Genomic DNA, 20,716 nt, shown 5'->3' with positions numbered 1-20,716 from the left:
GTTTGTGAAATGCTGTGGCGTCATCGACGCAGACCCTGACACTACCACAGCGGGGCAAATACTCAAGCCCACGCCTTCGTTGTGCCTATGCCGATGCCCGCGCTTTCAGGGCCAGCGCCTCGCGACAGATCTGCCGGCGCCGCTCGTCATCGGCCGAGCGCCACTCGCGGATATGCTCGACATGGCGGTGGCAGCCGGTGCAGACCTTGTGCTCATCCAGCCGACATATGCTGATACAAGGTGACGGCACCGCCGGGCTCACATTGCTGTAGAGCGGCTTCGGTGGCCGGGGCAGGTCGCTCATTTCAGATCTCGTCGAAGTCCAGCTTCTCGCCGGCGCGTTCCCAGACGATGCGCTCGAGCATCTCGCCCAGCAACTCTTCGCTCTTCTCGCAAACCCACTTGCCGCTCTCTTCGTCGTAGTCGAAGTGGAAGCCGCCGGACTTGTCCGCCAGCCACAGCTGGCGCAGCGGCTCCTGGCGGCTGAAGATCAGCTGGCTGCCGTTGTCGAACTTGACGGTGAGAACGCCGGCGGAGTTCTCCATGTCCAGGTCCATGCCGCTTTCATCGAACAGGTCTTCCAGGGCCTGTTGGGTCGCATCGACCAGGTCGTGGAAACGCGCTTCGCTCAAACTCATTGCAGGGACCTCGAAAAATGGCTGTACACACGCAAGCCGGGCACGATAAGGGCGAACGCCTCAAGCTACAAGCTAATCACTGTAAGAAAAAGCCGCATGCCCTTCGGTCGCCCACGCCCGCCGAGCGGGGCCGACCCTTGCATAGGCAATCAGGTGGGCGCTCGGTATACTCGGGCGCAATACTGCATATTTCCAAGGATTTCACCCATGAAACGCCTGATTTCCTCCCTCGCGGCGCTGGTCGCGGTTGCCTGCCTCGTTTCGGCCTGCGGTCAGAAAGGCCCTCTGTACCTGCCGGAAGACGGCAAGGACGGCAAAGGCCCGCGCAAATCGCACCAGCATGCCAAGCCTGTCCAGCCGCAACCGGTACTGGAGCAGCCGCAAGAGCAGCCAGAAGAGTCGCCCGCGCAGTAAGGAAATCCCATGGATGCATTCAACTACCGCGGCGGCGAGCTGTTCGCGGAAGGGGTGGCCCTGACGGCGATCGCCGAACGCTTCGGCACGCCCACCTACGTGTACTCGCGCGCCCACATCGAGGCCCAGTACCGCAGCTATACCGACGCCCTGCAAGGGGTCGAGCACCTGGTCTGTTTCGCGGTCAAGGCCAACTCCAACCTGGGCGTGCTGAACCTGCTGGCGCGCCTGGGCGCGGGCTTCGACATCGTCTCCGGCGGTGAGCTGGAGCGCGTCCTGGCCGCTGGCGGGCGCGCCGATCGCGTGGTGTTCTCCGGGGTCGGCAAGACCCGTGAAGACATGCGCCGCGCCCTGGAAGTGGGCGTGCACTGCTTCAACGTCGAGTCCACCGACGAGCTTGAGCGCCTCCAGGTCGTTGCCGCCGAAATGGGCAAGACGGCCCCGGTTTCGCTACGTGTGAACCCGGACGTCGACGCCGGCACCCATCCGTACATTTCCACCGGCCTCAAAGAGAACAAGTTCGGCATCGCCATCGCCGACGCCGAGGCCATCTACCTGCGCGCCGCGCAGTTGCCGAACCTGGACGTGGTCGGTGTCGACTGCCACATCGGCTCGCAACTGACCACCGTCGAACCCTTCCTCGATGCCCTCGACCGCCTGCTGGTGCTGGTCGATCGCCTGGCCGAGTGCGGCATCCATCTGCGCCACCTGGACCTCGGTGGCGGGGTTGGCGTGCGCTACCGCGACGAACAGCCACCGCTGCTGGCCGACTATATCCAGGCCATCCGCGAGCGCGTCGGTGAGCGCGACCTGGCGCTGGTGTTCGAGCCGGGCCGCTACATCGTCGCAAACGGCGGCGTGCTGCTGACCCGCGTGGAATACCTCAAGCACACCGAGCACAAGGACTTCGCCATCATCGACGCGGCCATGAACGACCTGATCCGTCCCGCCTTGTACCAGGCCTGGATGGACGTCAGCGCGGTCAAGCCCCGTGACGGCGAAGGCCGCGCCTACGACCTGGTCGGCCCGATCTGCGAGACCGGCGACTTCCTGGGCAAGGACCGCGTGCTGGACCTGGCCGAAGGCGACCTGCTGGCCGTCCGCTCGGCGGGCGCCTATGGTTTCGTCATGAGCTCCAACTACAACACCCGTGGCCGTTGCGCCGAAGTGCTGGTCGATGGCGACCAGGCTTTCGAAGTGCGCCGCCGTGAAACCATTGCCGAACTGTTCGCCGGCGAAAGCCTGCTGCCGGAGTGAACCCATGTTGCTGCGTTTTACCAAGATGCACGGGCTGGGCAACGACTTCATGGTCCTTGACCTGGTCAGCCAGCACGCACACATCCAACCCAAGCACGCCAAGCAATGGGGCGATCGCAATACCGGTATCGGCTTCGACCAGTTGCTGATCGTCGAGGCACCGAACAATCCGGAAGTGGACTTCCGCTACCGGATCTTCAATGCCGACGGCTCCGAGGTAGAGCAGTGCGGTAATGGCGCGCGCTGCTTCGCCCGCTTCGTGCTGGACAAGCGCCTGACCGCCAAGAAGCGCATCCGCGTCGAAACCAAGGGCGGCATCATCGAGCTCGATGTGCGCAACGACGGCCAGATCTGCGTCGACATGGGCCCGCCGCGCTTCGTGCCGGCCGATATCCCGTTCATTGCCGACGAGCAAGCCAGCAGCTATGCGCTGGAAGTCGATGGCCAGGTGCACCAGATCGCCGCCGTGTCCATGGGCAACCCGCATTCGGTACTGCGCGTCGACGACGTACGCAGTGCGCCGGTCCATGAGCTGGGCCCGAAGATCGAGCATCACCCGCGCTTCCCGCAGCGGGTCAATGCCGGCTTCATCCAGGTGGTCGACCGTCACCGCGCCAACCTGCGGGTATGGGAGCGTGGCGCCGGCGAGACCCAGGCCTGCGGTACCGGCGCCTGCGCCGCGGCCGTGGCGGCGATCAGCCAGGGCTGGATGGACTCGCCGGTGACCATCGACTTGCCGGGTGGCCGTCTGAGCATCGAGTGGGCCGGCCCTGGCAAACCGGTGCTGATGACCGGCCCTGCCGTCCGCGTGTTCGAAGGACAAGTTCGTCTCTAAGCGAGTATCCGCCATGACCGATCAGCCTAACGTTGCATCCCCGCAGGCCAGTGAGCTCGATGCCGAAGCGGTGGTCGCCTACCTGCGCGCCCACCCGACCTTCTTCGCCGAGCACGACGAACTGCTGCTCGAACAGCGCATCCCCCACCAGCGCGGCGATAGCGTGTCGCTGGTGGAGCGCCAGCTCAAGCTGCTGCGTGACCGCAACATCGAGATGCGCCATCGCCTGTCGCAACTGATGGACGTGGCCCGCGACAACGACCGGCTGTTCGACAAGACCCGCCGGCTGATCCTCGACCTGCTCGACGCCGGCACCCTCGAAGAGGTGGTGATGGCGGTCGAGGACAGCCTGCGCCAGGAGTTCCAGGTGCCCTTCGTCAGCCTGATCCTGTTCGGCGAGAACGCAGCGCCCGTGGGCCGCTGGGTCTCCGGCGCCGAGGCGCAGCAGGCCATTGGTGGCCTGATCGGCGGCGGCAAGACCATCAGCGGCAGCCTGCGCGAGCATGAACTGGCCTTCCTGTTCGGCGATGCCCAGCACAAGGAAGTCGGTTCCAGCGCCGTGGCCACCCTCGAGTACCAGGGCCTGCATGGCGTGCTGGCGATCGGCAGCCGCGACCCGCAGCACTACAAGAGCAGCGTCGGCACCCTGTTCCTCAGCTACATCGCCGAGGTGCTTGGCCGCGTGGTGCCGCGCTTCACCCAGACGCTGCGCTCGGTGCGCTGATGGAACACCAGCTGGAGGCTTATTGCGCTCACCTGCGCAACGAGCGCCAGGTGTCCGAGCACACCCTGCTGGCCTACCGTCGCGACCTCGAGAAAGTCATCGAATTCTGCAACACCCAGGGCATCGCCGGCTGGAGCGCCCTGCAGGTCCAGCAGCTGCGTCAGCTGGTCGCCCGCCAGCACCACCACGGCCAGTCCTCGCGCAGCCTGGCGCGCCTGCTTTCGGCGGTGCGCGGCCTGTACCGTTACCTCAATCGCGAAGGCCATTGCCAGCACGACCCGGCCAACGGCCTGGCGCCGCCCAAAGGCGAGCGGCGCCTGCCCAAGGTGCTGGACACCGACCGCGCCCTGCAGTTGCTCGATGGCGGCGTCGACGACGAATTCATCGCCCGCCGCGACCAGGCGATCCTCGAACTGTTCTATTCGTCCGGCCTGCGCCTGTCGGAACTGACCGGGCTCGACCTCGAACACCTGGACCTGGCCGCCGGGCTGGTACAGGTGCACGGCAAGGGCGGCAAGAGCCGCGTGCTGCCGGTCGGCCGCAAGGCCCGCGAGGCGATGCAGGCGTGGCTCAGGCTGCGCGGCATCGCCGGCCCGCGGGACGGCGCGGTGTTCCTCAGCCGCCAGGGCAAGCGCCTCGGCCCCCGCGCCATCCAGCTGCGAGTAAAGGCCGCCGGCGAGCGCGAGCTCGGCCAGCACCTGCACCCGCACATGCTTCGCCATTCCTTCGCCAGCCACCTGCTGGAATCGTCCCAGGACCTGCGCGCGGTGCAGGAGATGCTCGGCCATGCCGACATCAGCACCACGCAGATCTACACCCACCTGGACTTCCAGCACCTGGCCGCGGTGTACGACAGCGCCCACCCTCGGGCCAAACGCAGCAAGGACACGGACTCATGAGCATCAAGCTGATCACCTTCGACCTGGACGACACCCTCTGGGACACCGCGCCAGTCATCGCCAGCGCCGAAGTCGTCCTGCGCGACTGGCTCGAAGCCAACGCACCGATCCTCGGCGGCGTGCCGGTGGAGCACCTGTTCGCCATCCGCGAGCGCCTGGTACAGGCCGAACCGGGCCTCAAGCACCGCATCAGCGCCCTGCGCCGACGGGTGCTGTTCCACGCCCTGGAAGAGGTCGGCTACAGCGAGAAACACGCCCAGGAGCTGGCCAACGAGGGCTTCGAGGTGTTCCTGCATGCCCGGCACCAGGTCGAAGTGTTCCCCGAGGTGCAGCCGGTGCTGGAAATCCTGCGCCACCACTACACCCTCGGCGTGGTCACCAATGGCAATGCCGACGTGCGCCGCCTGGGGCTGGCGGATTACTTCCGCTTCGCCCTGTGCGCCGAGGACCTGGGCATCGGCAAACCGGACCCGGCACCGTTCCTTGAGGCGCTGAAGCGCGGCGAGGTAGACGCGGGGGCGGCGGTGCACGTCGGCGATCATCCAGGCGACGACATCGCCGGCGCCCAGCGCGCCGGGTTGCGCGCAGTGTGGTTCAACCCGCAGCACAAGCCCTGGAGCGGCGAGCAGGCGCCGGATGCGGAGATCCAGCGGCTGTCGCAGTTGCCCGACGTGCTCGCGCGCTGGCGCTGACCGGGCTTCGCAATCCCTGTAGGAGATTACACAGCCCTTCCGGGCTGCGCTGTCGCGCAGGAAACTGCCCCCTGTGGGAGCGGCCTTGCCGAAGCGTCAGACCGGTCGGAAAGGGCTGCGCAGCAGCCCCAGCAATTTCGATGATGGCTCGGAATATGGGGCCGCTGCGCGCCCCTTTCGCGACGCAAGGCCGCTCCCACAGGGTCCAGCTAAATCAATAAGTTACGGTTTGTTCCATGAGAGCGGCCTTGCCAACCTGACAGGCACAAAAAAGCCCGCAGCGACGGCGGGCTTTTTTGCGTTCAGCCACTCAGATAGGGCGGCTGCCGTACTTGTTGTCCGGTTTCTTGGGCGGATCGGCGACCACGTTGGCCTCCACTTCCTGCACCTTGCCACCGCGCGACAGGAACTCTTCCATCGCCTTGGCCAACGCATCGCGCTCTTTCTGCTTGGCTTCCATGCTCGGCATCTCGTCTACCGAGACTGCCGCCTTGGACTTGCCCTTGGCCGCCGGAGCCGGGCTGCTGTCATCGTCGCCGGAGTCTTCCGCGCCGTCGTCAGCCGCTGCCTCAAGGCCTTCATCAGCCTCGTCTTCGTCGCCTACCTCGAGGTCGTCATTTTCCAGATCGTCGTCGCTCATGTTCTACCTCATGACTTGCGAAAAGCAGGTTAGTTATAGACCGGTGCAGCCGTAGACCGGCAGCCACCAGTGAAAATTCAACTGGCCGTGGATTGGCCACTGCCCTGGGTGTCCACCCCCTCATGGGGGGTCCGGCACCCTGCAGGCCCTGCTCCTGGCAAGGCCTGACAAAATTTTTTGAGCCCTTGCTGGCCACAGGCTATTGGCAAGCCTAGCAAAGGGTAGCGAAGTGTGTGGACTACTCGTCCAGCTTCCTTCGGCGCGCATTCTAGCGCGCTCGCAGAAAAAGCAAAGCACCAGAAACACCCGATGGCTTGTAAGTTTTAACCCCAGGTCGCGATCAGCGCACGGAAACCGTTTGCCCCAGGCCAAACGGTAAATTACAGGCAAAAAAATGCCCGGCGAACCGGGCAAGTTTTCCAGCATCGCGGTTACAGGTTGTAGCCGCGCTCGTTGTGTTGAGCCAGGTCGAGGCCGACCGACTCTTCTTCTTCGCTGACCCGCAGGCCCATCACCAGGTCCAGGACCTTGAGGATCACGTAGGTGACGATGGCGGTGTAGACCACGGTGAAGATCACGCCCTTGGCCTGGATCCAGAACTGCGCGGCAATGTCGGTGACCGCGCCGAAGCCGCCCAGGGCAGGCGCCGCGAACACGCCGGTGAGCAGGGCGCCGATGATGCCGCCGATGCCGTGCACGCCAAAGGCGTCCAGGGAATCGTCATAGCCCAGCTTGCGCTTGAGGCTGGTGGCGCAGAAGTAGCAGACCACGCCGGACACCAGGCCGATCACCAGGGCGCCCATCGGGCCGACGGTGCCGGCGGCGGGGGTGATGGCGACCAGGCCGGCGACCACGCCCGAGGCGATGCCCAGGGCGCTTGGCTTGCCGTGGAAGATCCACTCGGCGAACATCCAGCCCAGGGCGGCGGCGGCGGTGGCGATCTGGGTCACCAGCATGGCCATGCCGGCGGTGCCGTTGGCGGCGGCGGCGGAACCTGCGTTGAAGCCGAACCAGCCGATCCACAGCATGGCCGCGCCCATCAGGGTGTAGCCCAGGTTGTGCGGGGCCATCGGCGTGGTCGGGTAGCCCTTGCGCTTGCCCAGCACCAGGCAGCAGACCAGGCCGGCGATACCGGCATTGATGTGCACCACGGTGCCGCCGGCGAAGTCCAGCACGCCCCAATCCCACATCAGCGCGCCGTCACCGCTCCAGACCATGTGCGCGATCGGTGCATAGACCAGGGTGAACCACACGCCCATGAAGATCAGCATGGCCGAGAACTTCATGCGTTCGGCGAAAGCACCGACGATCAGCGCCGGGGTGATGATGGCGAAAGTCATCTGGAAGGTGATGAACACCGCCTCGGGGAACAGCGCGGTGGCCGAGGTCAGGCCCGACGGCGTGACGCCGTTGAGGAAGGCCTTGGAGAAGCCACCGATGAAGGAATTGAAGTTGAGCACGCCCTTTTCCATACCGGCGGTATCGAAAGCCAGGCTGTAGCCGTAGATGACCCACAGGATGCTGATCAACCCGGTGATGGCGAAACACTGCATCATCACCGACAGCACGTTCTTCGAGCGCACCATGCCGCCGTAGAACAGGGCCAGGCCCGGGATGGTCATGAACAGGACCAGTGCCGTCGAGGTGAGCATCCAGGCGGTGTCGCCGGAGTTCAGCACGGGGGCGGCAGTTTCCTCGGCCAGGGCCAGCCCTGGCATTACGAGGGACAATAGGGCTCCTAGCCCTGCGATCTTGCGCAGAGTCATGTTGTTTTCTCCTGGGGCGTTGGGTTTGGTGAGGCTTGGTTTGGCGCTTAGATCGCGTCGGTATCGGTCTCGCCGGTACGGATGCGGATCGCCTGCTCCAGATTGACCACGAAGATCTTGCCGTCGCCGATCTTGCCGGTGTTGGCCGCCTTGGTGATGGCTTCGATCACCCGATCGAGGTCCTTGTCGTCGATGGCGACATCGATCTTCACCTTGGGCAGGAAATCGACCACGTATTCAGCGCCGCGATACAGCTCGGTGTGACCCTTCTGCCGGCCGAAGCCTTTGACTTCGGTCACGGTGATGCCCTGCACGCCGATTTCCGACAGCGACTCGCGCACGTCGTCCAGCTTGAACGGCTTGATGATGGCAGTGACTAGCTTCATGAAACTCTCTCCCGATTTGGTGGACTTGCCCCAGGAAAACAAACCCGTCTCAAGTCTAAGCGCAGCGCCTGGCTTTGTAACGCGTCGTCGGCTCCATCCTCCCCGCCGACGCACGATCCGGCTGTGACGAAGAACCTTCCGGCTCCGCCTGCGCACTGCCTGGTCACAAGGGACTGCATCAGTGCATGGCTCGCTCTGGTCTTTGCAGAAACCTTGCCAGTTGGCACAAGTCACGGGAAAACAGGTAGTTGCGTGAACCGGCAGGGATTGGCCAATCGCCAGCAGGGAAAAAGCGCACAAAATCGGTGCGCGACCTTTGGCCGCCCTGCGCGAAAAGCGTGCAGCGCAAGTGGCCCGGAGCCCCGTGCTACACTGCTGCCCTTTCAGTGATCAGCGGATACCCAGACATGCTCGCGCCCAAAGCCTTCCTCGACGCCCTGAGCGACCAGGCCTCGCGCCTGTTCAGCGGCGATACCGCCGCGCCTCGTGCCGAACTGGAAAGCCAGTTCAAGGTGCTGATGCAGGGCGCCTTCAGCAAGCTCGACCTGGTCAGCCGCGAGGAATTCGACAGCCAGATGGTGGTGCTGGCCCGCACCCGCGCCCGCCTCGAAGCCCTCGAGCAGCAATTCGCCGAGCTGGAAGCACGGATCGCCCCTCCTCCTCAGGAATAAGCCATGCATCCGTCCAGCGATTACCCGGTACTGCTGTTCTCCTACGGCACCTTGCAGGACAAGGCCGTACAACTGGCCAACTTCGGCCGTGAACTGACCGGCCAGGCCGACAGCATGCCGGGCTATCGCCAGGACTGGGTGCAGATCACCGACCCTGAAGTGCTGGCCACCAGCGGCAAGAGCCACCACCCCATCGTCTCCCCCAGCGAGCGGGCCGAAGACAGCGTCGCCGGCATGGTCTTCCAGATCAGCGAGCAAGAGCTGGCCGCTGCCGATCGCTATGAAGTAGCGGACTACAAGCGTATCGCCGTCAGCCTCGCCTCGGGGCTGACCGCCTGGGTTTATGTACGCGCCTGAATGCCTCGGGCGTGGTGATTGATCACACGGAGTGCTTCCCCATGAAAGTCAGTGCACGCAATGTCTTCGAAGGTAGTGTCAGCGACATCAAGCCGGGCGCGGTGAATGCCGAGGTCGAGCTGACCCTGGCCGGCGGCGAGAAGCTGGTGGCGGTGGTCACCATGGCCAGCCTGCACAACCTCAACATCAACGTCGGCAAGCAGGCCGTGGCGCTGGTCAAGGCGCCCTGGGTGGTGCTGATGACCGATGCCGCCGGCTACAGGCTGTCCGCGCGCAACAGCCTGGAAGGCGAAGTGCTGCGGGTCGGTGACGGCGCGGTAAATGCCGAGGTGGTGCTCAAGCTGTCGGGCGGTACCGAGGTGTATGCCATCGTCACCCGCGAAGCGGTGCAGGAGCTCGGCCTGAAGCCGGGTGTGAAGGCCACCGCGCTGATCAAGGCCTCGCACATCATCCTGGGCGCCAAGCCTTGATCGAATGCCTGCTTCTGCCTTGACCAGGCAGGAGGGCGCACACCCTGTGGGAGCGGCTTCAGCCGCGAAGCAAGCGACACGGTGGATCGCACCGGCTTCGCCGGTGTTCGCGGCTAAAGCCGCTCCCACAGGTACTACGCCAACCTGTAGGAGCGGGCTTGCCCCGCGATAGCACTTGCGCAGTACCTTGCATTAATTCCCCTCCCAGCAGATGAAACATATTTAAGTTACGCCTTCCCGGTTGACTTCCCCGCTATGCTTTGCATAAAGTTCACCCGCCCCGAAAAGCGGGCCTTTATTTCAACTCACGAAGAATTCAATGGACACAGTATCTAGTCGCTGTCTGGCAGCCTTTGGTCGCCAGGCACTTGAACCGGAACTCCGGGCCCGCCCCTAGGTCGGGCAAGCCGCGCCAGAGCCTGTTGCTCCGCCGTAGCTTGCCGCCCCGGGTGCCCGCCCGGTCGGAGGCAAGCTCATGAACCTCGATATCGCCACCCCTCGCCTGCGCACCTGTGCGCACAAGGCCCCGCACCGTCCTGTCCTCGGCTGGGGCCTGTCCTCGTCCCTGGAACCGCCCAGTCGATAGCGCGCCCGTTACTGCCTTTAGTGACGCGCGCGATGCTGTCCGTTCGCTGAACTGACGCCATATAAATCGCCAGAAACTTCCGAACTTTAAATAATTAAAGTTCGTTGGAGTTCTATTGCCCGGCATTTAGCAAAGGGATCAACCGACCATGGAATCAGCCAGTAGAAAGTTCGCTGCCGATCTTATTTCCGGCATTCGCCAGCGAACACGTAGACGTCGGAAAAACCACGTTTTTCATTGTTTGAATGATTGCGACACGGGACACGTTCACTCACCTTCCCCACCGTGAGTCGACTGTGTGTCGTGCCGCCTCCTGCGGCAGGAGCACAGCCAAATGACCGTAAAAGACCGCAACACCCGCAGCAAAGCCGGCGAAGACACCCGCCTGTCCATGCGCGCCGCCCGCGAGGCCCGCAACGGCCTGGCCGTGACCCTGGCCAACCTCGACGCCACCGAGCTGGGCCTGACCGAGCACGAAGCCGCCAAGCGCCTGCAGCGCGACGGCGCCAACCAAGTCGCCCATGACAAGCCGCAACCGGCCCTGGTGCAACTGCTCAAGGCCCTGCACAACCCCTTCATCTACGTGTTGCTCACCCTCGCCGGCATCAGCTTCATCACCGACTACTGGCTGCCGGTACGCGCCGGCGACCTGGAAGAAGCGGACCTGACCAAGGTCATCATCATCATGACCATGGTCAGCCTCAGCAGCCTGCTGCGCTTCTGGCAGGAGTACCGCTCGGGCAAGGCCGCCGACTCCCTCAAAGCCATGGTCCGCACCACTGCCACCGTGCTGCGCCGCGAGCGCCACGACCAGCCGGCGCGCCTGCGCGAAGTACCGATGAACGAGCTGGTGGCCGGCGATATCGTGCAACTGGCCGCCGGCGACATGATCCCCGCCGATATCCGCCTGATCGAGTCCCGCGACCTGTTCATCAGCCAGGCGGTACTGACCGGCGAGGCGCTGCCGGTGGAGAAGTACGACACCCTCGGCCACGTCGCGCAAAAGTCCGCCGCAGGCAGCGCCAGCGATGAAAGCGGTCCGCTCGACCTGCCCAACATCGGCTTCATGGGCACCAACGTAGTCAGCGGCCGCGCCCGCGCCGTGGTGGTGGCCACCGGCAAGCGCACCTACTTCGGCTCGCTGGCCAAGGCCATCGTCGGCTCGCGCAGCCAGACCGCCTTCGACCGTGGAGTGAACAGCGTCAGCCGCCTGTTGATCCGCTTCATGCTGGTGATGGTGCCGGTGGTGTTCATGCTCAACGGCGTGGTCAAGGGCGACTGGAGCGACGCCTTCCTGTTCGCCCTGGCCGTTGCCGTGGGCCTGACCCCGGAAATGCTGCCAATGATCGTCAGCGCCAACCTGGCCAAGGGCGCCGTGGCCATGGCCCGGCGCAAGGTGGTGGTCAAGCGCCTGAACGCCATCCAGAACTTCGGTTCGATGGACGTGCTGTGCACCGACAAGACCGGCACCCTGACCCAGGACCGCATCATCCTCGAACACCACGTCGACCCCAGCGGCCACAAGGACTCGCGCCTGCTGCAACTGGCCTGGCTCAACAGCCACCACCAGAGCGGCGTGAAGAACCTGATGGACCAGGCCGTGCTGCGCTTTGCCGGCGAAGACCAGGGCTTCCAGCCACCCTATGCCTACGCCAAGGTCGACGAACTGCCCTTCGACTTCATCCGCCGGCGCCTGTCGGTGATCGTCAAGGATGCCCTGGGCGACCATCTGCTGGTGAGCAAGGGCGCCGTCGAGGAAATGCTGGCCATCGCCACCCATGTCGAAGAAGGCGGCCAGCGGGTCGCCCTGGATGCCGGGCGACGCCAGCAACTGCTGGATACCGCCAGCGCCTACAATCAGGAGGGCTTTCGCGTGTTGCTGGTCGGTACCCGCGACATTCCGGCCGCCGCCGGCAAGCCCCAGTACCACACCGATGACGAGCGCGAGCTGGTGATCCGCGGCTTCCTGACCTTCCTCGATCCGCCCAAGGAAACCGCCGGCCCGGCCATCGCCGCCCTGCGCGAGATGGGGGTGAAGGTCAAGGTGCTGACCGGCGACAACCCGGTGGTCACCTGCAAGGTCTGCCGCGAAGTGGGCCTGGAACCCGGCCAGCCGTTGCTCGGCCAGGACATCGAGCGCCTGGACGACACCCAGCTCAAGGCGCTGGTCGAGGAGCGCACCGTGTTCGCCAAGCTCACCCCGTTGCAGAAGTCGCGGGTGCTCAAGGCGCTGCAGGCCAACGGCCACACCGTGGGCTTCCTCGGCGACGGCATCAACGACGCCCCGGCGCTGCGCGATGCCGACGTGGGCATCTCGGTGGACAGCGGTACCGACATCGCCAAGGAGTCGGCCGACATCATCCTCCTGGAAAAGAGCCTGATGGTGCTGGAAGAAGGCGTGCTCAAGGGCCGCGAAACCTTCGGCAACATCATGAAGTACCTGTGCATGACCGCCAGCTCCAACTTCGGCAACGTGTTCTCGGTGCTGGTGGCCAGCGCGTTCATCCCGTTCATGCCGATGCTGGCGATCCACTTGCTGCTGCAGAACCTGATGTACGACTTCTCCCAGCTGTCGCTGCCGTGGGATCGCATGGACAAGGAATTCCTGCGCGAGCCACGCAAGTGGGATGCCCGCAACATCGGCCGTTTCATGCTGTGGATCGGCCCCACTTCGTCGATCTTCGATATCACTACCTTCGCCCTGATGTGGTACGTGTTCGCCGCCAACAGCGTGGAAGTGCAGGCGCTGTTCCAGTCCGGCTGGTTCATCGAGGGGTTGTTGTCGCAAACGCTGGTGGTGCACATGCTGCGCACCCGCAAGGTGCCGTTCTTCCAGAGCACCGCGGCGCTGCCGGTGATCCTGGCCACCGGCCTGGTGATGTGCCTGGGCATCTACATCCCGTTCTCGCCGCTGGGGACGATCGTCGGGCTGGTGCCGCTGCCGTGGGAATACTTCCCGTGGCTGGCCGCCACCCTGCTGGGCTACTGCCTGGTGGCCCAGGGCATGAAGACCCTGTACATCCGCCGCTTCGGCCAGTGGTTCTGAGGGGGTGGGCATGCGCGTACTGATCTGCGCGGGGCGCAACTACGCCGACAGCCAACGCTGCTGCCAGGCGCTGGACGCCCTCCAGCGCCAGCAACCGATCCGGGTGCTGATCCACGGCGGCAGCCAGCACCTGGGCGGCGAGATCGAAGGCTGGGCCCGGGAACAGGGCGCCGACATCGTGCGCTACCCGCCCAACTGGCAGCTACACGGTAAGCTGGCCGAGCGCCTGCGCAACGTCTTCATGCTGCGCGACAGCCGGCCCGACCTGGTGCTGGCGCTGCCAGGCGGCGACGACACCGAGGAGCTGCTGGCACGGGCGCGGGGTTCGGGGATTCCGGTGATCTGCGGCAGGCAGCCTCGGGCGGCAGGCGCCCACAGTACTGAGTGCCAGGCCGGACAAAACTCGACGCACTCTTCTCGTCCACCCGCCCAGGAGCACCACTAAGCTTTGCCAAGCCGCAGGCTGCGGCTTTCACGCGAACCTGGAGTGCCAACCCCAACCGAAACTCCCGTCGCGCAACCCGGCGGGAGGCCTCCAATGTTCAAAATCCAGACCACCGAACAATTCCGGGCCGACTTTCGGTTGCAACTAAGCAGGGGCCCAGACCTTGCCGCCTTCAAGGATGTTGTCCGCCACCTGGAAAAGCAGCTCCCGCTGCCGCCCAGGCATTGTGATGGTCAGCTGGTAGGGGCGCCCGGTCGCTGGTGCTGCCTCGTCAGTTACGACTGGTGGTTAATCTACCAATGCGACATCAGAGCCGGCGCCATCACCTTGGAACAGACCGGCCCACACAGCTACCTGTTCGAATAGGCCCTTGGCTCAAATACCCAGGTCCTTGAACAACGCCTCGGCGTTGTCATGCGTCTGCACGGTACGCTCACGATCCTGGGTTTCCATTACCTGGCGGGCTCTCTCATTCAGCGACAAGGCCTTCACTTCGAACGGCAGCGCCTTGGTCTGTACGACCTGGACCAGCATCATGCGGATGGCCTGGGAAACGGTGATGCCCATTTCCTCCAGGATTCTTGTCGCGTTGGTCTTCAGCTCGCTATCGATGCGCGTGCGAACGACTTCGGTATGGGCCATGAGACTCCCCTTAAGCACTTTGTAGCTACGTTGTGACCACATTCTAGACCTTAGCCTCGCCCTGTCCAGATACAACAGTCAGAAAGGCGGGCTGACCCGGAAAAACCTCGACGCACTCTTCTCGTCCACCCGCCCAAGCGCACCACTAAGCTTTGCCAGGCCGCAGGACGCGGCCATCACCTGCAAACACGGAGTGCCCATGTCCCTCGCCCTCGTCCACAGCCGCGCCCAGGTGGGCGTGCAAGCGCCCGCTGTCAGTGTCGAAACCCACCTGGCCAACGGCCTGCCCACGCTCACCCTGGTCGGCCTGCCGGAAACCACGGTCAAGGAGAGCAAGGACCGGGTACGCAGCGCTATCGTCAACTCCGGGCTGGACTACCCGGCCCGACGCATCACCCAGAGCCTCGCCCCCGCCGACCTGCCCAAGGACGGAGGCCGCTACGACCTGGCCATCGCCCTGGGCATCCTCGCCGCCAATGGCCAGGTACCGGTGGCCACACTCGACGACATCGAGTGCCTGGGCGAACTGGCCCTGTCGGGCACATTGCGCCCGGTGCAGGGCGTGCTGCCCGCTGCACTGGCGGCCCGGGATGCGGGCCGGGCATTGGTGGTGCCACGGGAGAATGCCGAGGAGGCCAGCCTGGCCAGCGGCCTGGTGGTGTATGCGATGGGGCACCTGCGCGAGCTGGTGGCCCACCTGAACGGCCAGCCCGCGCTGTCTCCCTACGCGGCCAATGGCCTGTTGCTGGAACAACGCCCCTATCCGGACCTCAGCGAGGTCCAGGGCCAGATCGCCGCCAAGCGCGCCCTGCTGGTCGCCGCGGCCGGGGCGCACAACCTGTTGTTCACAGGCCCCCCGGGCACCGGCAAGACCCTGCTTGCCAGCCGCCTGCCCGGGCTGCTGCCGCCGCTGGACGAGCGCGAGGCACTGGAGGTGGCGGCGATCCGCTCGGTCAGTGGCCATGCACCGCTCGACAGCTGGCCGCAGAGACCCTTTCGTCACCCCCATCATTCCGCATCCGGCCCGGCATTGGTGGGCGGTGGCAGCCGGCCGCAACCCGGCGAGATTACCCTGGCGCACCATGGCGTGCTGTTTCTCGACGAACTGCCCGAGTTCGAGCGACGTGTGCTGGAGGTGCTGCGCGAACCGCTGGAGTCCGGCGAGATCGTGGTGGCCCGGGCCAAGGACCGCGTACGTTTTCCGGCGCGCTTCCAGCTGGTGGCGGCCATGAACCCCTGCCCCTGCGGCTACCTGGGCGACCCCACCGGCCGCTGCCGGTGCAGCAGCGAGCAGGTCCAGCGTTATCGCAACAAGCTGTCGGGCCCACTGCTCGACCGCATCGATCTGCACCTGACGGTGGCTCGGGAAAGTACCGTGCTGACCCACCAGCCCAGTGGCGAGACCAGCGCCAACGTCGGCCAGTGGGTGGCCGAGGCCCGGGCGCTGCAGCAGCGCAGGCAGGGCTGCGCCAACGCCTTCCTCGACCTCAAGGGACTGCGCCGGCATTGCCCGCTGGAGCCGGTTGACCAGGCCTGGCTGGAGCAGGCCTGCGAACGGCTGACACTGTCGTTGCGGGCGGCGCACCGGCTGCTGAAGGTCGCCCGCACGCTGGCGGACCTGGAGGGCGCGCAATCCATCGCCAGGGCGCACCTGGCGGAAGCGTTGCAGTACCGACCCAGCGCTTGATGCTGCCTCCCTGTGGGAGCGGGTTTACCCGCGAAACAGACAACGCGGTGCCTGGCACCCGCTTCGCGGGTGTTCGCGGGTAAACCCGCTCCCACAGAAGCTGGCCAAGACGCACTCAATCAGCGTCATAGCGGAAATATATTTTGCGCACTAACTATTTGCGCGCAATATTAATCCCAAGCAGCAAGCAGTCGCCATTCCCACTCAGCAGAACCCGGAGAACGATCATGACCCTTCGCAAAGCCTTCGCCCTCACCGTCACCACCCTGGCCCTCGGCACCAGCGCCGGCAGCTTCGCCAGCGAAGCCACCCCGTACCACTACGGCATGGACCTGGACATCGCCAAGGTCGTCAGCGTCGATGCACCCGCCAGCGTCCAAGGCCAGGCCAGCACCGCCACCCTGACCTACCGCGACAGCAGCGGCCAGCTGCGCGCCGTGAGCTACGTGCAACCCACCGTCCTCGCCAACCAGAACTGAGCCACGGCTCGAACCCTAAAGGAGCTAGAACATGAAACTGTCCCACACCCTGACCGCCGGCCTGCTGGCCCTCGCCGTGAACAGCGCCTTCGCCGCCGGCAGCCCCGGCGTCGAGCACACCACCCAGGGCTTCCTCGAGGCCCTGGCCACAGGTGGCGGCAAGCCGCTGGAAACCCTCTCGCCCAAGGATGCCCGTGCGGTGCTGAGCGGTGCCCAGGCCGGGGTGAAGGTGGACCTGTCGGGGATCCGCGTCGAACGCCGGACCATCCAGGCCGACGGCAAGCCGCTGGAAATTCGTGTGGTGCGGCCCGAAGGCGCCAAGGGTGAGCTACCGGTGTTCATGTTCTTCCACGGCGGCGGCTGGGTGCTGGGTGACTACGCCACCCACGAACGCCTGATCCGTGACCTGGTGGTGGGCTCCGGTGCTGCGGCGGTCTACGTCGACTACGCGCCATCGCCGGAAGCCAGGTTCCCCACCGCGATCAACCAGGCCTACGCCGCCACCCGCTGGGTCGCCGAGCACGGCAAGGAGATCGGCGTGGACAGCAGCCGCCTGGCGGTAGCCGGCAACAGCGTCGGCGGCAACATGGCCGCGGTGGTGGCGATCAAGGCCAAGGAGGCCGGCACCCCGAAGCTGCGCTTCCAGGCCCTGCTGTGGCCGGTGACCGACGCCAACTTCAACAATGCGTCCTATAACCAGTTCGCCGAAGGCCACTTCCTGACCCGCAACATGATGCAGTGGTTCTGGAACAACTACACCACCGACCCACGCCAGCGCGACGACATCCACGCCTCGCCGCTGCGCGCCAGCCTCGAACAGTTGAAAGGCCTGCCGCCGGCCCTGGTGCAGACCGCCGAGATGGACGTGCTGCGCGACGAAGGCGAAGCCTATGCCCGCAAGCTGGACGCCGCCGGGGTACCGGTGACCGCCGTGCGCTACAACGGCCTGATCCATGACTACGGCCTGCTCAATGTGCTCAGCACCGTGCCCAGTGTGCGCAGTGCGATGGACCAGGCGGCACAGGCCTTGAAAACCCATCTGCAATAAGTGGTCGATCGCCATCGCGGGGCAAGCCCGCTCCCACGCAAGGTGTAAAACCTTCGTGGGGGCGGGCTTGTCCCGCGATTGAATAAGCAAAGGTCCCACTTTCAGAACGCTGCTTCCTGTAACCCCGGTATTGTCCTGTTTCCCCTCTCACCCGAAAATGCCCGCCTCTTTCATCGATGGCATAAGCTGTTGCATCAAACGCTGCCGCACGCAGTTCAAGGAGTCCGAGCAATGCCACACGAAGGCAGCCTTCTACAAACCGCCGTCATCTTCCTCCTCGCCGCCGTGGTCGCCGTGCCCCTGGCCAAGCGCCTGCAACTGGGCGCCGTGCTCGGCTACCTGCTGGCCGGCGTGGCCATCGGCCCGCAGGCCCTGGGGCTGATCCGCGACACCGAGAGCGTCGCGCACATCTCCGAACTGGGCGTTGTCCTGCTGCTGTTCATCATCGGCCTGGAGCTGTCGCCCCGGCGCCTGTGGCTGATGCGCAAGTCGGTGTTCGGCGTCGGCACCGCGCAGGTGGTCCTGACCGGCGCGACGCTCGGCGCCATCGCCCTGTTCGGCTTCAGCCAAAGCCTGCCGGCGGCCATCGTGCTCGGCCTGGGCCTGGCGCTGTCCTCCACCGCCCTGGGCCTGCAGAGCCTGGCCGAGAGCAAGCAGCTCAACGCGCCCCACGGCCGCCTGGCCTTCGCCATCCTGCTGTTCCAGGACATCGCCGCCATCCCATTGATCGCCCTGGTGCCGCTGTTGGCCGCGAGCGGCCCGGACACCAGCCACGGCGACAGCTTCGAACATGGCCTGAAAGTATTCGCCAGCATCGCCATCGTTATCGTCGGCGGCCGCTACCTTTTGCGCCCGCTGTTTCGCACCGTTGCCCGCACCGGCCTGCCGGAGGTGTCCACCGCCACTGCGCTGCTGGTGGTGATCGGCACCGCCTGGCTGATGGAGGAAGCCGGTATTTCCATGGCTCTGGGCGCCTTCCTCGCCGGCCTGTTGCTGGCCGACTCCGAGTACCGCCACGAGCTGGAAGCGCAGATCGAACCGTTCAAGGGCCTGCTGCTGGGGCTGTTCTTCATCAGTGTCGGCATGGGCGCCAACCTGCGTCTGCTGCTGGAAATGCCGCTGGTGCTGCTGGGCATGACCGTGCTGTTGATCGCGGTGAAACTGCTGCTGCTGATCGGCGTCGGCCGCCTCGCCGGGGGCCTCAACAGCGCCAGCGCCCTGCGCCTGGGCATGGTGCTGGCGGCCGGTGGCGAATTTGCCTTCGTGGTGTTCAAGCTGGGCAAGGACCAGGGCCTGTTCGACACCCTGACCTACGACCTGCTGCTGATGACCATCACCCTGTCGATGGCCCTCACCCCGCTGCTGATGATTGGCTGCGCCCGCGCCCTCAAGCGTCCGCAACCCGCCCGGGAAGTGCCCGAGCAGTACACGCAGATCGACGCCGGCACGCCACGGGTGGTGATCGTCGGCATGGGCCGCATGGGCCAGATCGTCGCGCGCATCCTGCGGGCGCAGAAGATCCCCTTCGTCGCCCTGGAAACCTCGGTGGACACCATCGAGATGACGCGCATGTTCGAGCAGGTGCCGGTGTTCTACGGCGATCCGTCGCGCACCGAGGTGCTGCATGCGGCCAAGGTCGCCGAAGCCGAGTACGTGATCATCACCATCGACGACCCCGAGGCCGCCACCCGCACGGCCGAGCGGGTCAAGCGCCTGTACCCGCACCTGAAGGTCATCGCCCGGGCGCGCAACCGCCAGCATGTGCACAAGCTGGTGGACGTGGGCGCCGAGCCGATTCGCGAGACCTACCATTCCAGCCTGGAGATGAGCCGGCGCGCGCTGGTCGGGCTGGGGCTGACGGAAGCGCAGGCGGCGGATCGCATCGCCCGCTTCACCGAGCATGACGAGCAGGTGCTGGAGGCCCAGGGGCATGTGCGCGACGACCGGGCCAAGGTGATGCAGACGGCCAAGGAGGCGCGGGTGGAGCTGGAGCGGTTGTTTGCGTCGGATGAGGATTGACGCTCAGGCGAACGCGAGCCGCTCGATGGGTGGATGCTCGCGGTGCGCGGCCTGCCACAGGTCGTAGGCCGCCTGCTCGGCCAGATACTGCCGGGCACTGCCAAGACCGGCCAGTTCGAGGCGATAGGCCAGATCGGCTGAAATGGCTGCATGGCCGTTGAGCACTGTGGATAACTGACCACGTGAATAGCCAAGGTGGCGGGCCAGGGAAGAGACGTTCATGCCGATGGCGGGCAGGACATCTTCGCGCAGGGCTTCGCCGGGGTGGGTTGGGTTGTGCATAGTTGTCACTTCGTCTTGAAATCTTGGGGCTGCTACGCAGCCCTTTCGCGACACAAGGCCGCTCCCACAGCGATCGCGCCAGATTGAGGGGCCTGAGCAAGATAGTCACTCCCACAGGAGATCGCTATCCCTGTGGGAGCGGCCTTGTGTCGCGAAAGGGCCGCAAAGCGGCCCCCCGTTCAAACAGCAGATCGAGGTCTCACCCTACGCTGATGATCCAGCCACCAACGGGGTTCCTACGCCAGTTCTCGCCACTGGATAGCAACTGGTTTCGCGCTCGCCTGAAACCATACAACAGCGGCAGTGCAGATCAACCGAGAAGCTTCCGACAAGCTCGAAGGAACGTGTTCAAAAAACGCTCGAATCTGCTGAGCTCAGCCATGTCCTACGTGATCTGAAAACCTTTCCTACTGGGCAGCCTGCAGCCCAAGAAATACCCTACAAAGTCTGTCGATACCCTTCTGATTGTCCGGGGAAATCATGCCCTCTAGGCTGACCGGGTCGCTGTCGGTTCAGCGATCGGGCGTGGAAACCCGGCTGGTTGGTTATCGGATTATCTGTCGTAACGGCAGCTGTACGCGGGAGGCCGTAAGGCCTGCCGGGGTTCTCCGATAACCTGGTTTTCCACCCCGTGTACAGCCGCCACCCTTCGCGTGGAAACGGACGGTGCCGGTCAATTTCTATCGGAGTTTGACCATGAAGAAAATCGTCCCCGACCCACCCCTCCCCGACA

General features: G+C 65.0%; 23 protein-coding genes. 16 read left to right on the top strand and 7 right to left on the bottom strand.

The genetic code is table 11. The annotated features are described in order from the left end of the window. Positions 1–85 precede the first annotated feature (85 nt). The gene (locus DMX06_RS01960; protein ID WP_110734093.1) at positions 86–304 is read right to left on the bottom strand and encodes a DUF1289 domain-containing protein; all 219 of its coding nucleotides are present in this window, start codon (positions 302–304) and stop codon (positions 86–88) included. 1 nt (position 305) lies between these two features. Next, complete coding sequence (gene cyaY / locus DMX06_RS01955) at positions 306–638, bottom strand: iron donor protein CyaY (RefSeq protein ID WP_028688616.1); 333 nt, start codon at positions 636–638, stop codon at positions 306–308. Between the two features lie 207 nt (positions 639–845). Here cyaY and lptM point away from each other — a divergent pair, with 207 nt between their 5' ends. The 6 genes from lptM to DMX06_RS01925 are packed head-to-tail and all read left to right on the top strand — an operon-like array spanning position 846 to position 5,459. Further along, positions 846–1,052, top strand: coding sequence for an LPS translocon maturation chaperone LptM (lptM, locus tag DMX06_RS01950; RefSeq protein ID WP_110734091.1), 207 nt, complete (start codon positions 846–848; stop codon positions 1,050–1,052). A 9-nt stretch (positions 1,053–1,061) separates the two neighbouring features. Beyond that, positions 1,062–2,309: a diaminopimelate decarboxylase gene (lysA, locus tag DMX06_RS01945; RefSeq protein ID WP_110734088.1), complete on the top strand. Its 1,248-nt coding sequence runs from the start codon at positions 1,062–1,064 to the stop codon at positions 2,307–2,309. 4 nt (positions 2,310–2,313) lie between these two features. After that, a complete protein-coding gene (gene dapF / locus DMX06_RS01940) occupies positions 2,314–3,144 on the top strand; it encodes a diaminopimelate epimerase (protein ID WP_110734086.1) in 831 nt (276 codons plus the stop codon). A gap of 13 nt (positions 3,145–3,157) precedes the next feature. Beyond that, entirely contained in the window at positions 3,158–3,868 is a 711-nt protein-coding gene (locus tag DMX06_RS01935; protein ID WP_110734084.1) for a DUF484 family protein, read from the top strand. Continuing rightward, positions 3,868–4,767 (top strand): tyrosine recombinase XerC, encoded by a 900-nt coding sequence (xerC, locus tag DMX06_RS01930; protein ID WP_110734082.1) that lies wholly within the window; start codon positions 3,868–3,870, stop codon positions 4,765–4,767. The genes DMX06_RS01935 and xerC overlap by 1 nt, the downstream gene beginning before the upstream one ends. Continuing rightward, positions 4,764–5,459, top strand: a complete 696-nt coding sequence (locus DMX06_RS01925; protein ID WP_046853674.1) for an HAD family hydrolase — start codon at positions 4,764–4,766, stop codon at positions 5,457–5,459. The genes xerC and DMX06_RS01925 overlap by 4 nt, the downstream gene beginning before the upstream one ends. Before the next feature lie 310 nt (positions 5,460–5,769). Here the strand turns inward: DMX06_RS01925 and sutA are convergent, their stop codons facing one another. The 3 genes from sutA to glnK all read right to left on the bottom strand — a co-directional run bounded on the left by sutA (position 5,770) and on the right by glnK (position 8,251). Beyond that, on the bottom strand, positions 5,770–6,099 hold the full coding sequence (sutA, locus tag DMX06_RS01920; RefSeq protein ID WP_110734080.1) for a transcriptional regulator SutA: 330 nt from the start codon (positions 6,097–6,099) through the stop codon (positions 5,770–5,772). 431 nt (positions 6,100–6,530) lie between these two features. Further along, complete coding sequence (locus DMX06_RS01915) at positions 6,531–7,865, bottom strand: ammonium transporter (protein ID WP_028688622.1); 1,335 nt, start codon at positions 7,863–7,865, stop codon at positions 6,531–6,533. 47 nt (positions 7,866–7,912) lie between these two features. Then, positions 7,913–8,251, bottom strand: a complete 339-nt coding sequence (gene glnK, locus DMX06_RS01910; protein WP_002555808.1) for a P-II family nitrogen regulator — start codon at positions 8,249–8,251, stop codon at positions 7,913–7,915. A 407-nt stretch (positions 8,252–8,658) separates the two neighbouring features. Here glnK and DMX06_RS01905 point away from each other — a divergent pair, with 407 nt between their 5' ends. The 6 genes from DMX06_RS01905 to DMX06_RS01875 all read left to right on the top strand — a co-directional run bounded on the left by DMX06_RS01905 (position 8,659) and on the right by DMX06_RS01875 (position 14,192). Continuing rightward, the gene (locus tag DMX06_RS01905; protein WP_110734078.1) at positions 8,659–8,922 is read left to right on the top strand and encodes an accessory factor UbiK family protein; all 264 of its coding nucleotides are present in this window, start codon (positions 8,659–8,661) and stop codon (positions 8,920–8,922) included. A 3-nt stretch (positions 8,923–8,925) separates the two neighbouring features. Continuing rightward, entirely contained in the window at positions 8,926–9,279 is a 354-nt protein-coding gene (locus DMX06_RS01900; protein WP_110734076.1) for a gamma-glutamylcyclotransferase family protein, read from the top strand. 41 nt (positions 9,280–9,320) lie between these two features. Further along, on the top strand, positions 9,321–9,749 hold the full coding sequence (locus DMX06_RS01895) for a TOBE domain-containing protein (protein WP_110734074.1): 429 nt from the start codon (positions 9,321–9,323) through the stop codon (positions 9,747–9,749). 920 nt (positions 9,750–10,669) lie between these two features. Next, positions 10,670–13,381 carry a magnesium-translocating P-type ATPase gene (gene mgtA, locus DMX06_RS01885; RefSeq protein ID WP_110734072.1) on the top strand — a complete coding sequence of 904 codons (2,712 nt, stop codon included), beginning with the start codon at positions 10,670–10,672 and terminating at the stop codon, positions 13,379–13,381. Between the two features lie 10 nt (positions 13,382–13,391). Further along, the gene (locus DMX06_RS01880) at positions 13,392–13,826 is read left to right on the top strand and encodes a DUF2493 domain-containing protein (RefSeq protein WP_110734070.1); all 435 of its coding nucleotides are present in this window, start codon (positions 13,392–13,394) and stop codon (positions 13,824–13,826) included. A gap of 93 nt (positions 13,827–13,919) precedes the next feature. Then, positions 13,920–14,192: a type II toxin-antitoxin system RelE/ParE family toxin gene (locus tag DMX06_RS01875; protein WP_062359937.1), complete on the top strand. Its 273-nt coding sequence runs from the start codon at positions 13,920–13,922 to the stop codon at positions 14,190–14,192. A gap of 9 nt (positions 14,193–14,201) precedes the next feature. On the opposite strand, the gene DMX06_RS01870 is transcribed toward DMX06_RS01875, so the two are convergent. After that, complete coding sequence (locus tag DMX06_RS01870; protein WP_110734067.1) at positions 14,202–14,468, bottom strand: type II toxin-antitoxin system RelB/DinJ family antitoxin; 267 nt, start codon at positions 14,466–14,468, stop codon at positions 14,202–14,204. A gap of 199 nt (positions 14,469–14,667) precedes the next feature. Between DMX06_RS01870 and DMX06_RS01865 the strand changes: the two genes are divergently transcribed. The 4 genes from DMX06_RS01865 to DMX06_RS01850 all read left to right on the top strand — a co-directional run bounded on the left by DMX06_RS01865 (position 14,668) and on the right by DMX06_RS01850 (position 19,701). After that, positions 14,668–16,155 (top strand): YifB family Mg chelatase-like AAA ATPase, encoded by a 1,488-nt coding sequence (locus DMX06_RS01865; protein ID WP_110734065.1) that lies wholly within the window; start codon positions 14,668–14,670, stop codon positions 16,153–16,155. 227 nt (positions 16,156–16,382) lie between these two features. Beyond that, positions 16,383–16,634 carry a DUF2790 domain-containing protein gene (locus DMX06_RS01860; RefSeq protein WP_110734062.1) on the top strand — a complete coding sequence of 84 codons (252 nt, stop codon included), beginning with the start codon at positions 16,383–16,385 and terminating at the stop codon, positions 16,632–16,634. 31 nt (positions 16,635–16,665) lie between these two features. Continuing rightward, a complete protein-coding gene (locus DMX06_RS01855; RefSeq protein WP_110734060.1) occupies positions 16,666–17,682 on the top strand; it encodes an alpha/beta hydrolase in 1,017 nt (338 codons plus the stop codon). Positions 17,683–17,913: 231 nt separating this feature from the next. After that, entirely contained in the window at positions 17,914–19,701 is a 1,788-nt protein-coding gene (locus tag DMX06_RS01850) for a monovalent cation:proton antiporter-2 (CPA2) family protein (RefSeq protein ID WP_110734058.1), read from the top strand. 3 nt (positions 19,702–19,704) lie between these two features. On the opposite strand, the gene DMX06_RS01845 is transcribed toward DMX06_RS01850, so the two are convergent. Beyond that, positions 19,705–19,983, bottom strand: a complete 279-nt coding sequence (locus tag DMX06_RS01845) for a HigA family addiction module antitoxin (RefSeq protein ID WP_110734056.1) — start codon at positions 19,981–19,983, stop codon at positions 19,705–19,707. Between the last annotated feature and the right edge of the window lie 733 nt (positions 19,984–20,716).

This window comes from Pseudomonas mosselii, assembly GCF_003205295.1.
In the GTDB taxonomy this organism is placed as follows: Bacteria; Pseudomonadota; Gammaproteobacteria; order Pseudomonadales; family Pseudomonadaceae; genus Aquipseudomonas; species Aquipseudomonas mosselii_B.
Note: the sequence above shows the minus strand (reverse complement) of the source record. Positions and strands in the feature narration are given on the sequence as shown.

What these genes read in the sequence shown, in the direction of transcription:
- DMX06_RS01960 (WP_110734093.1), bottom strand. Translation starts at nt 304, where the DNA reads ATGAGCGACCTGCCCCGGCCACCGAAGCCGCTCTACAGCAATGTGAGC.
- cyaY (WP_028688616.1), bottom strand. Translation starts at nt 638, where the DNA reads ATGAGTTTGAGCGAAGCGCGTTTCCACGACCTGGTCGATGCGACCCAA.
- lptM (WP_110734091.1), top strand. Translation starts at nt 846, where the DNA reads ATGAAACGCCTGATTTCCTCCCTCGCGGCGCTGGTCGCGGTTGCCTGC.
- lysA (WP_110734088.1), top strand. Translation starts at nt 1,062, where the DNA reads ATGGATGCATTCAACTACCGCGGCGGCGAGCTGTTCGCGGAAGGGGTG.
- dapF (WP_110734086.1), top strand. Translation starts at nt 2,314, where the DNA reads ATGTTGCTGCGTTTTACCAAGATGCACGGGCTGGGCAACGACTTCATG.
- DMX06_RS01935 (WP_110734084.1), top strand. Translation starts at nt 3,158, where the DNA reads ATGACCGATCAGCCTAACGTTGCATCCCCGCAGGCCAGTGAGCTCGAT.
- xerC (WP_110734082.1), top strand. Translation starts at nt 3,868, where the DNA reads ATGGAACACCAGCTGGAGGCTTATTGCGCTCACCTGCGCAACGAGCGC.
- DMX06_RS01925 (WP_046853674.1), top strand. Translation starts at nt 4,764, where the DNA reads ATGAGCATCAAGCTGATCACCTTCGACCTGGACGACACCCTCTGGGAC.
- sutA (WP_110734080.1), bottom strand. Translation starts at nt 6,099, where the DNA reads ATGAGCGACGACGATCTGGAAAATGACGACCTCGAGGTAGGCGACGAA.
- DMX06_RS01915 (WP_028688622.1), bottom strand. Translation starts at nt 7,865, where the DNA reads ATGACTCTGCGCAAGATCGCAGGGCTAGGAGCCCTATTGTCCCTCGTA.
- glnK (WP_002555808.1), bottom strand. Translation starts at nt 8,251, where the DNA reads ATGAAGCTAGTCACTGCCATCATCAAGCCGTTCAAGCTGGACGACGTG.
- DMX06_RS01905 (WP_110734078.1), top strand. Translation starts at nt 8,659, where the DNA reads ATGCTCGCGCCCAAAGCCTTCCTCGACGCCCTGAGCGACCAGGCCTCG.
- DMX06_RS01900 (WP_110734076.1), top strand. Translation starts at nt 8,926, where the DNA reads ATGCATCCGTCCAGCGATTACCCGGTACTGCTGTTCTCCTACGGCACC.
- DMX06_RS01895 (WP_110734074.1), top strand. Translation starts at nt 9,321, where the DNA reads ATGAAAGTCAGTGCACGCAATGTCTTCGAAGGTAGTGTCAGCGACATC.
- mgtA (WP_110734072.1), top strand. Translation starts at nt 10,670, where the DNA reads ATGACCGTAAAAGACCGCAACACCCGCAGCAAAGCCGGCGAAGACACC.
- DMX06_RS01880 (WP_110734070.1), top strand. Translation starts at nt 13,392, where the DNA reads ATGCGCGTACTGATCTGCGCGGGGCGCAACTACGCCGACAGCCAACGC.
- DMX06_RS01875 (WP_062359937.1), top strand. Translation starts at nt 13,920, where the DNA reads ATGTTCAAAATCCAGACCACCGAACAATTCCGGGCCGACTTTCGGTTG.
- DMX06_RS01870 (WP_110734067.1), bottom strand. Translation starts at nt 14,468, where the DNA reads ATGGCCCATACCGAAGTCGTTCGCACGCGCATCGATAGCGAGCTGAAG.
- DMX06_RS01865 (WP_110734065.1), top strand. Translation starts at nt 14,668, where the DNA reads ATGTCCCTCGCCCTCGTCCACAGCCGCGCCCAGGTGGGCGTGCAAGCG.
- DMX06_RS01860 (WP_110734062.1), top strand. Translation starts at nt 16,383, where the DNA reads ATGACCCTTCGCAAAGCCTTCGCCCTCACCGTCACCACCCTGGCCCTC.
- DMX06_RS01855 (WP_110734060.1), top strand. Translation starts at nt 16,666, where the DNA reads ATGAAACTGTCCCACACCCTGACCGCCGGCCTGCTGGCCCTCGCCGTG.
- DMX06_RS01850 (WP_110734058.1), top strand. Translation starts at nt 17,914, where the DNA reads ATGCCACACGAAGGCAGCCTTCTACAAACCGCCGTCATCTTCCTCCTC.
- DMX06_RS01845 (WP_110734056.1), bottom strand. Translation starts at nt 19,983, where the DNA reads ATGCACAACCCAACCCACCCCGGCGAAGCCCTGCGCGAAGATGTCCTG.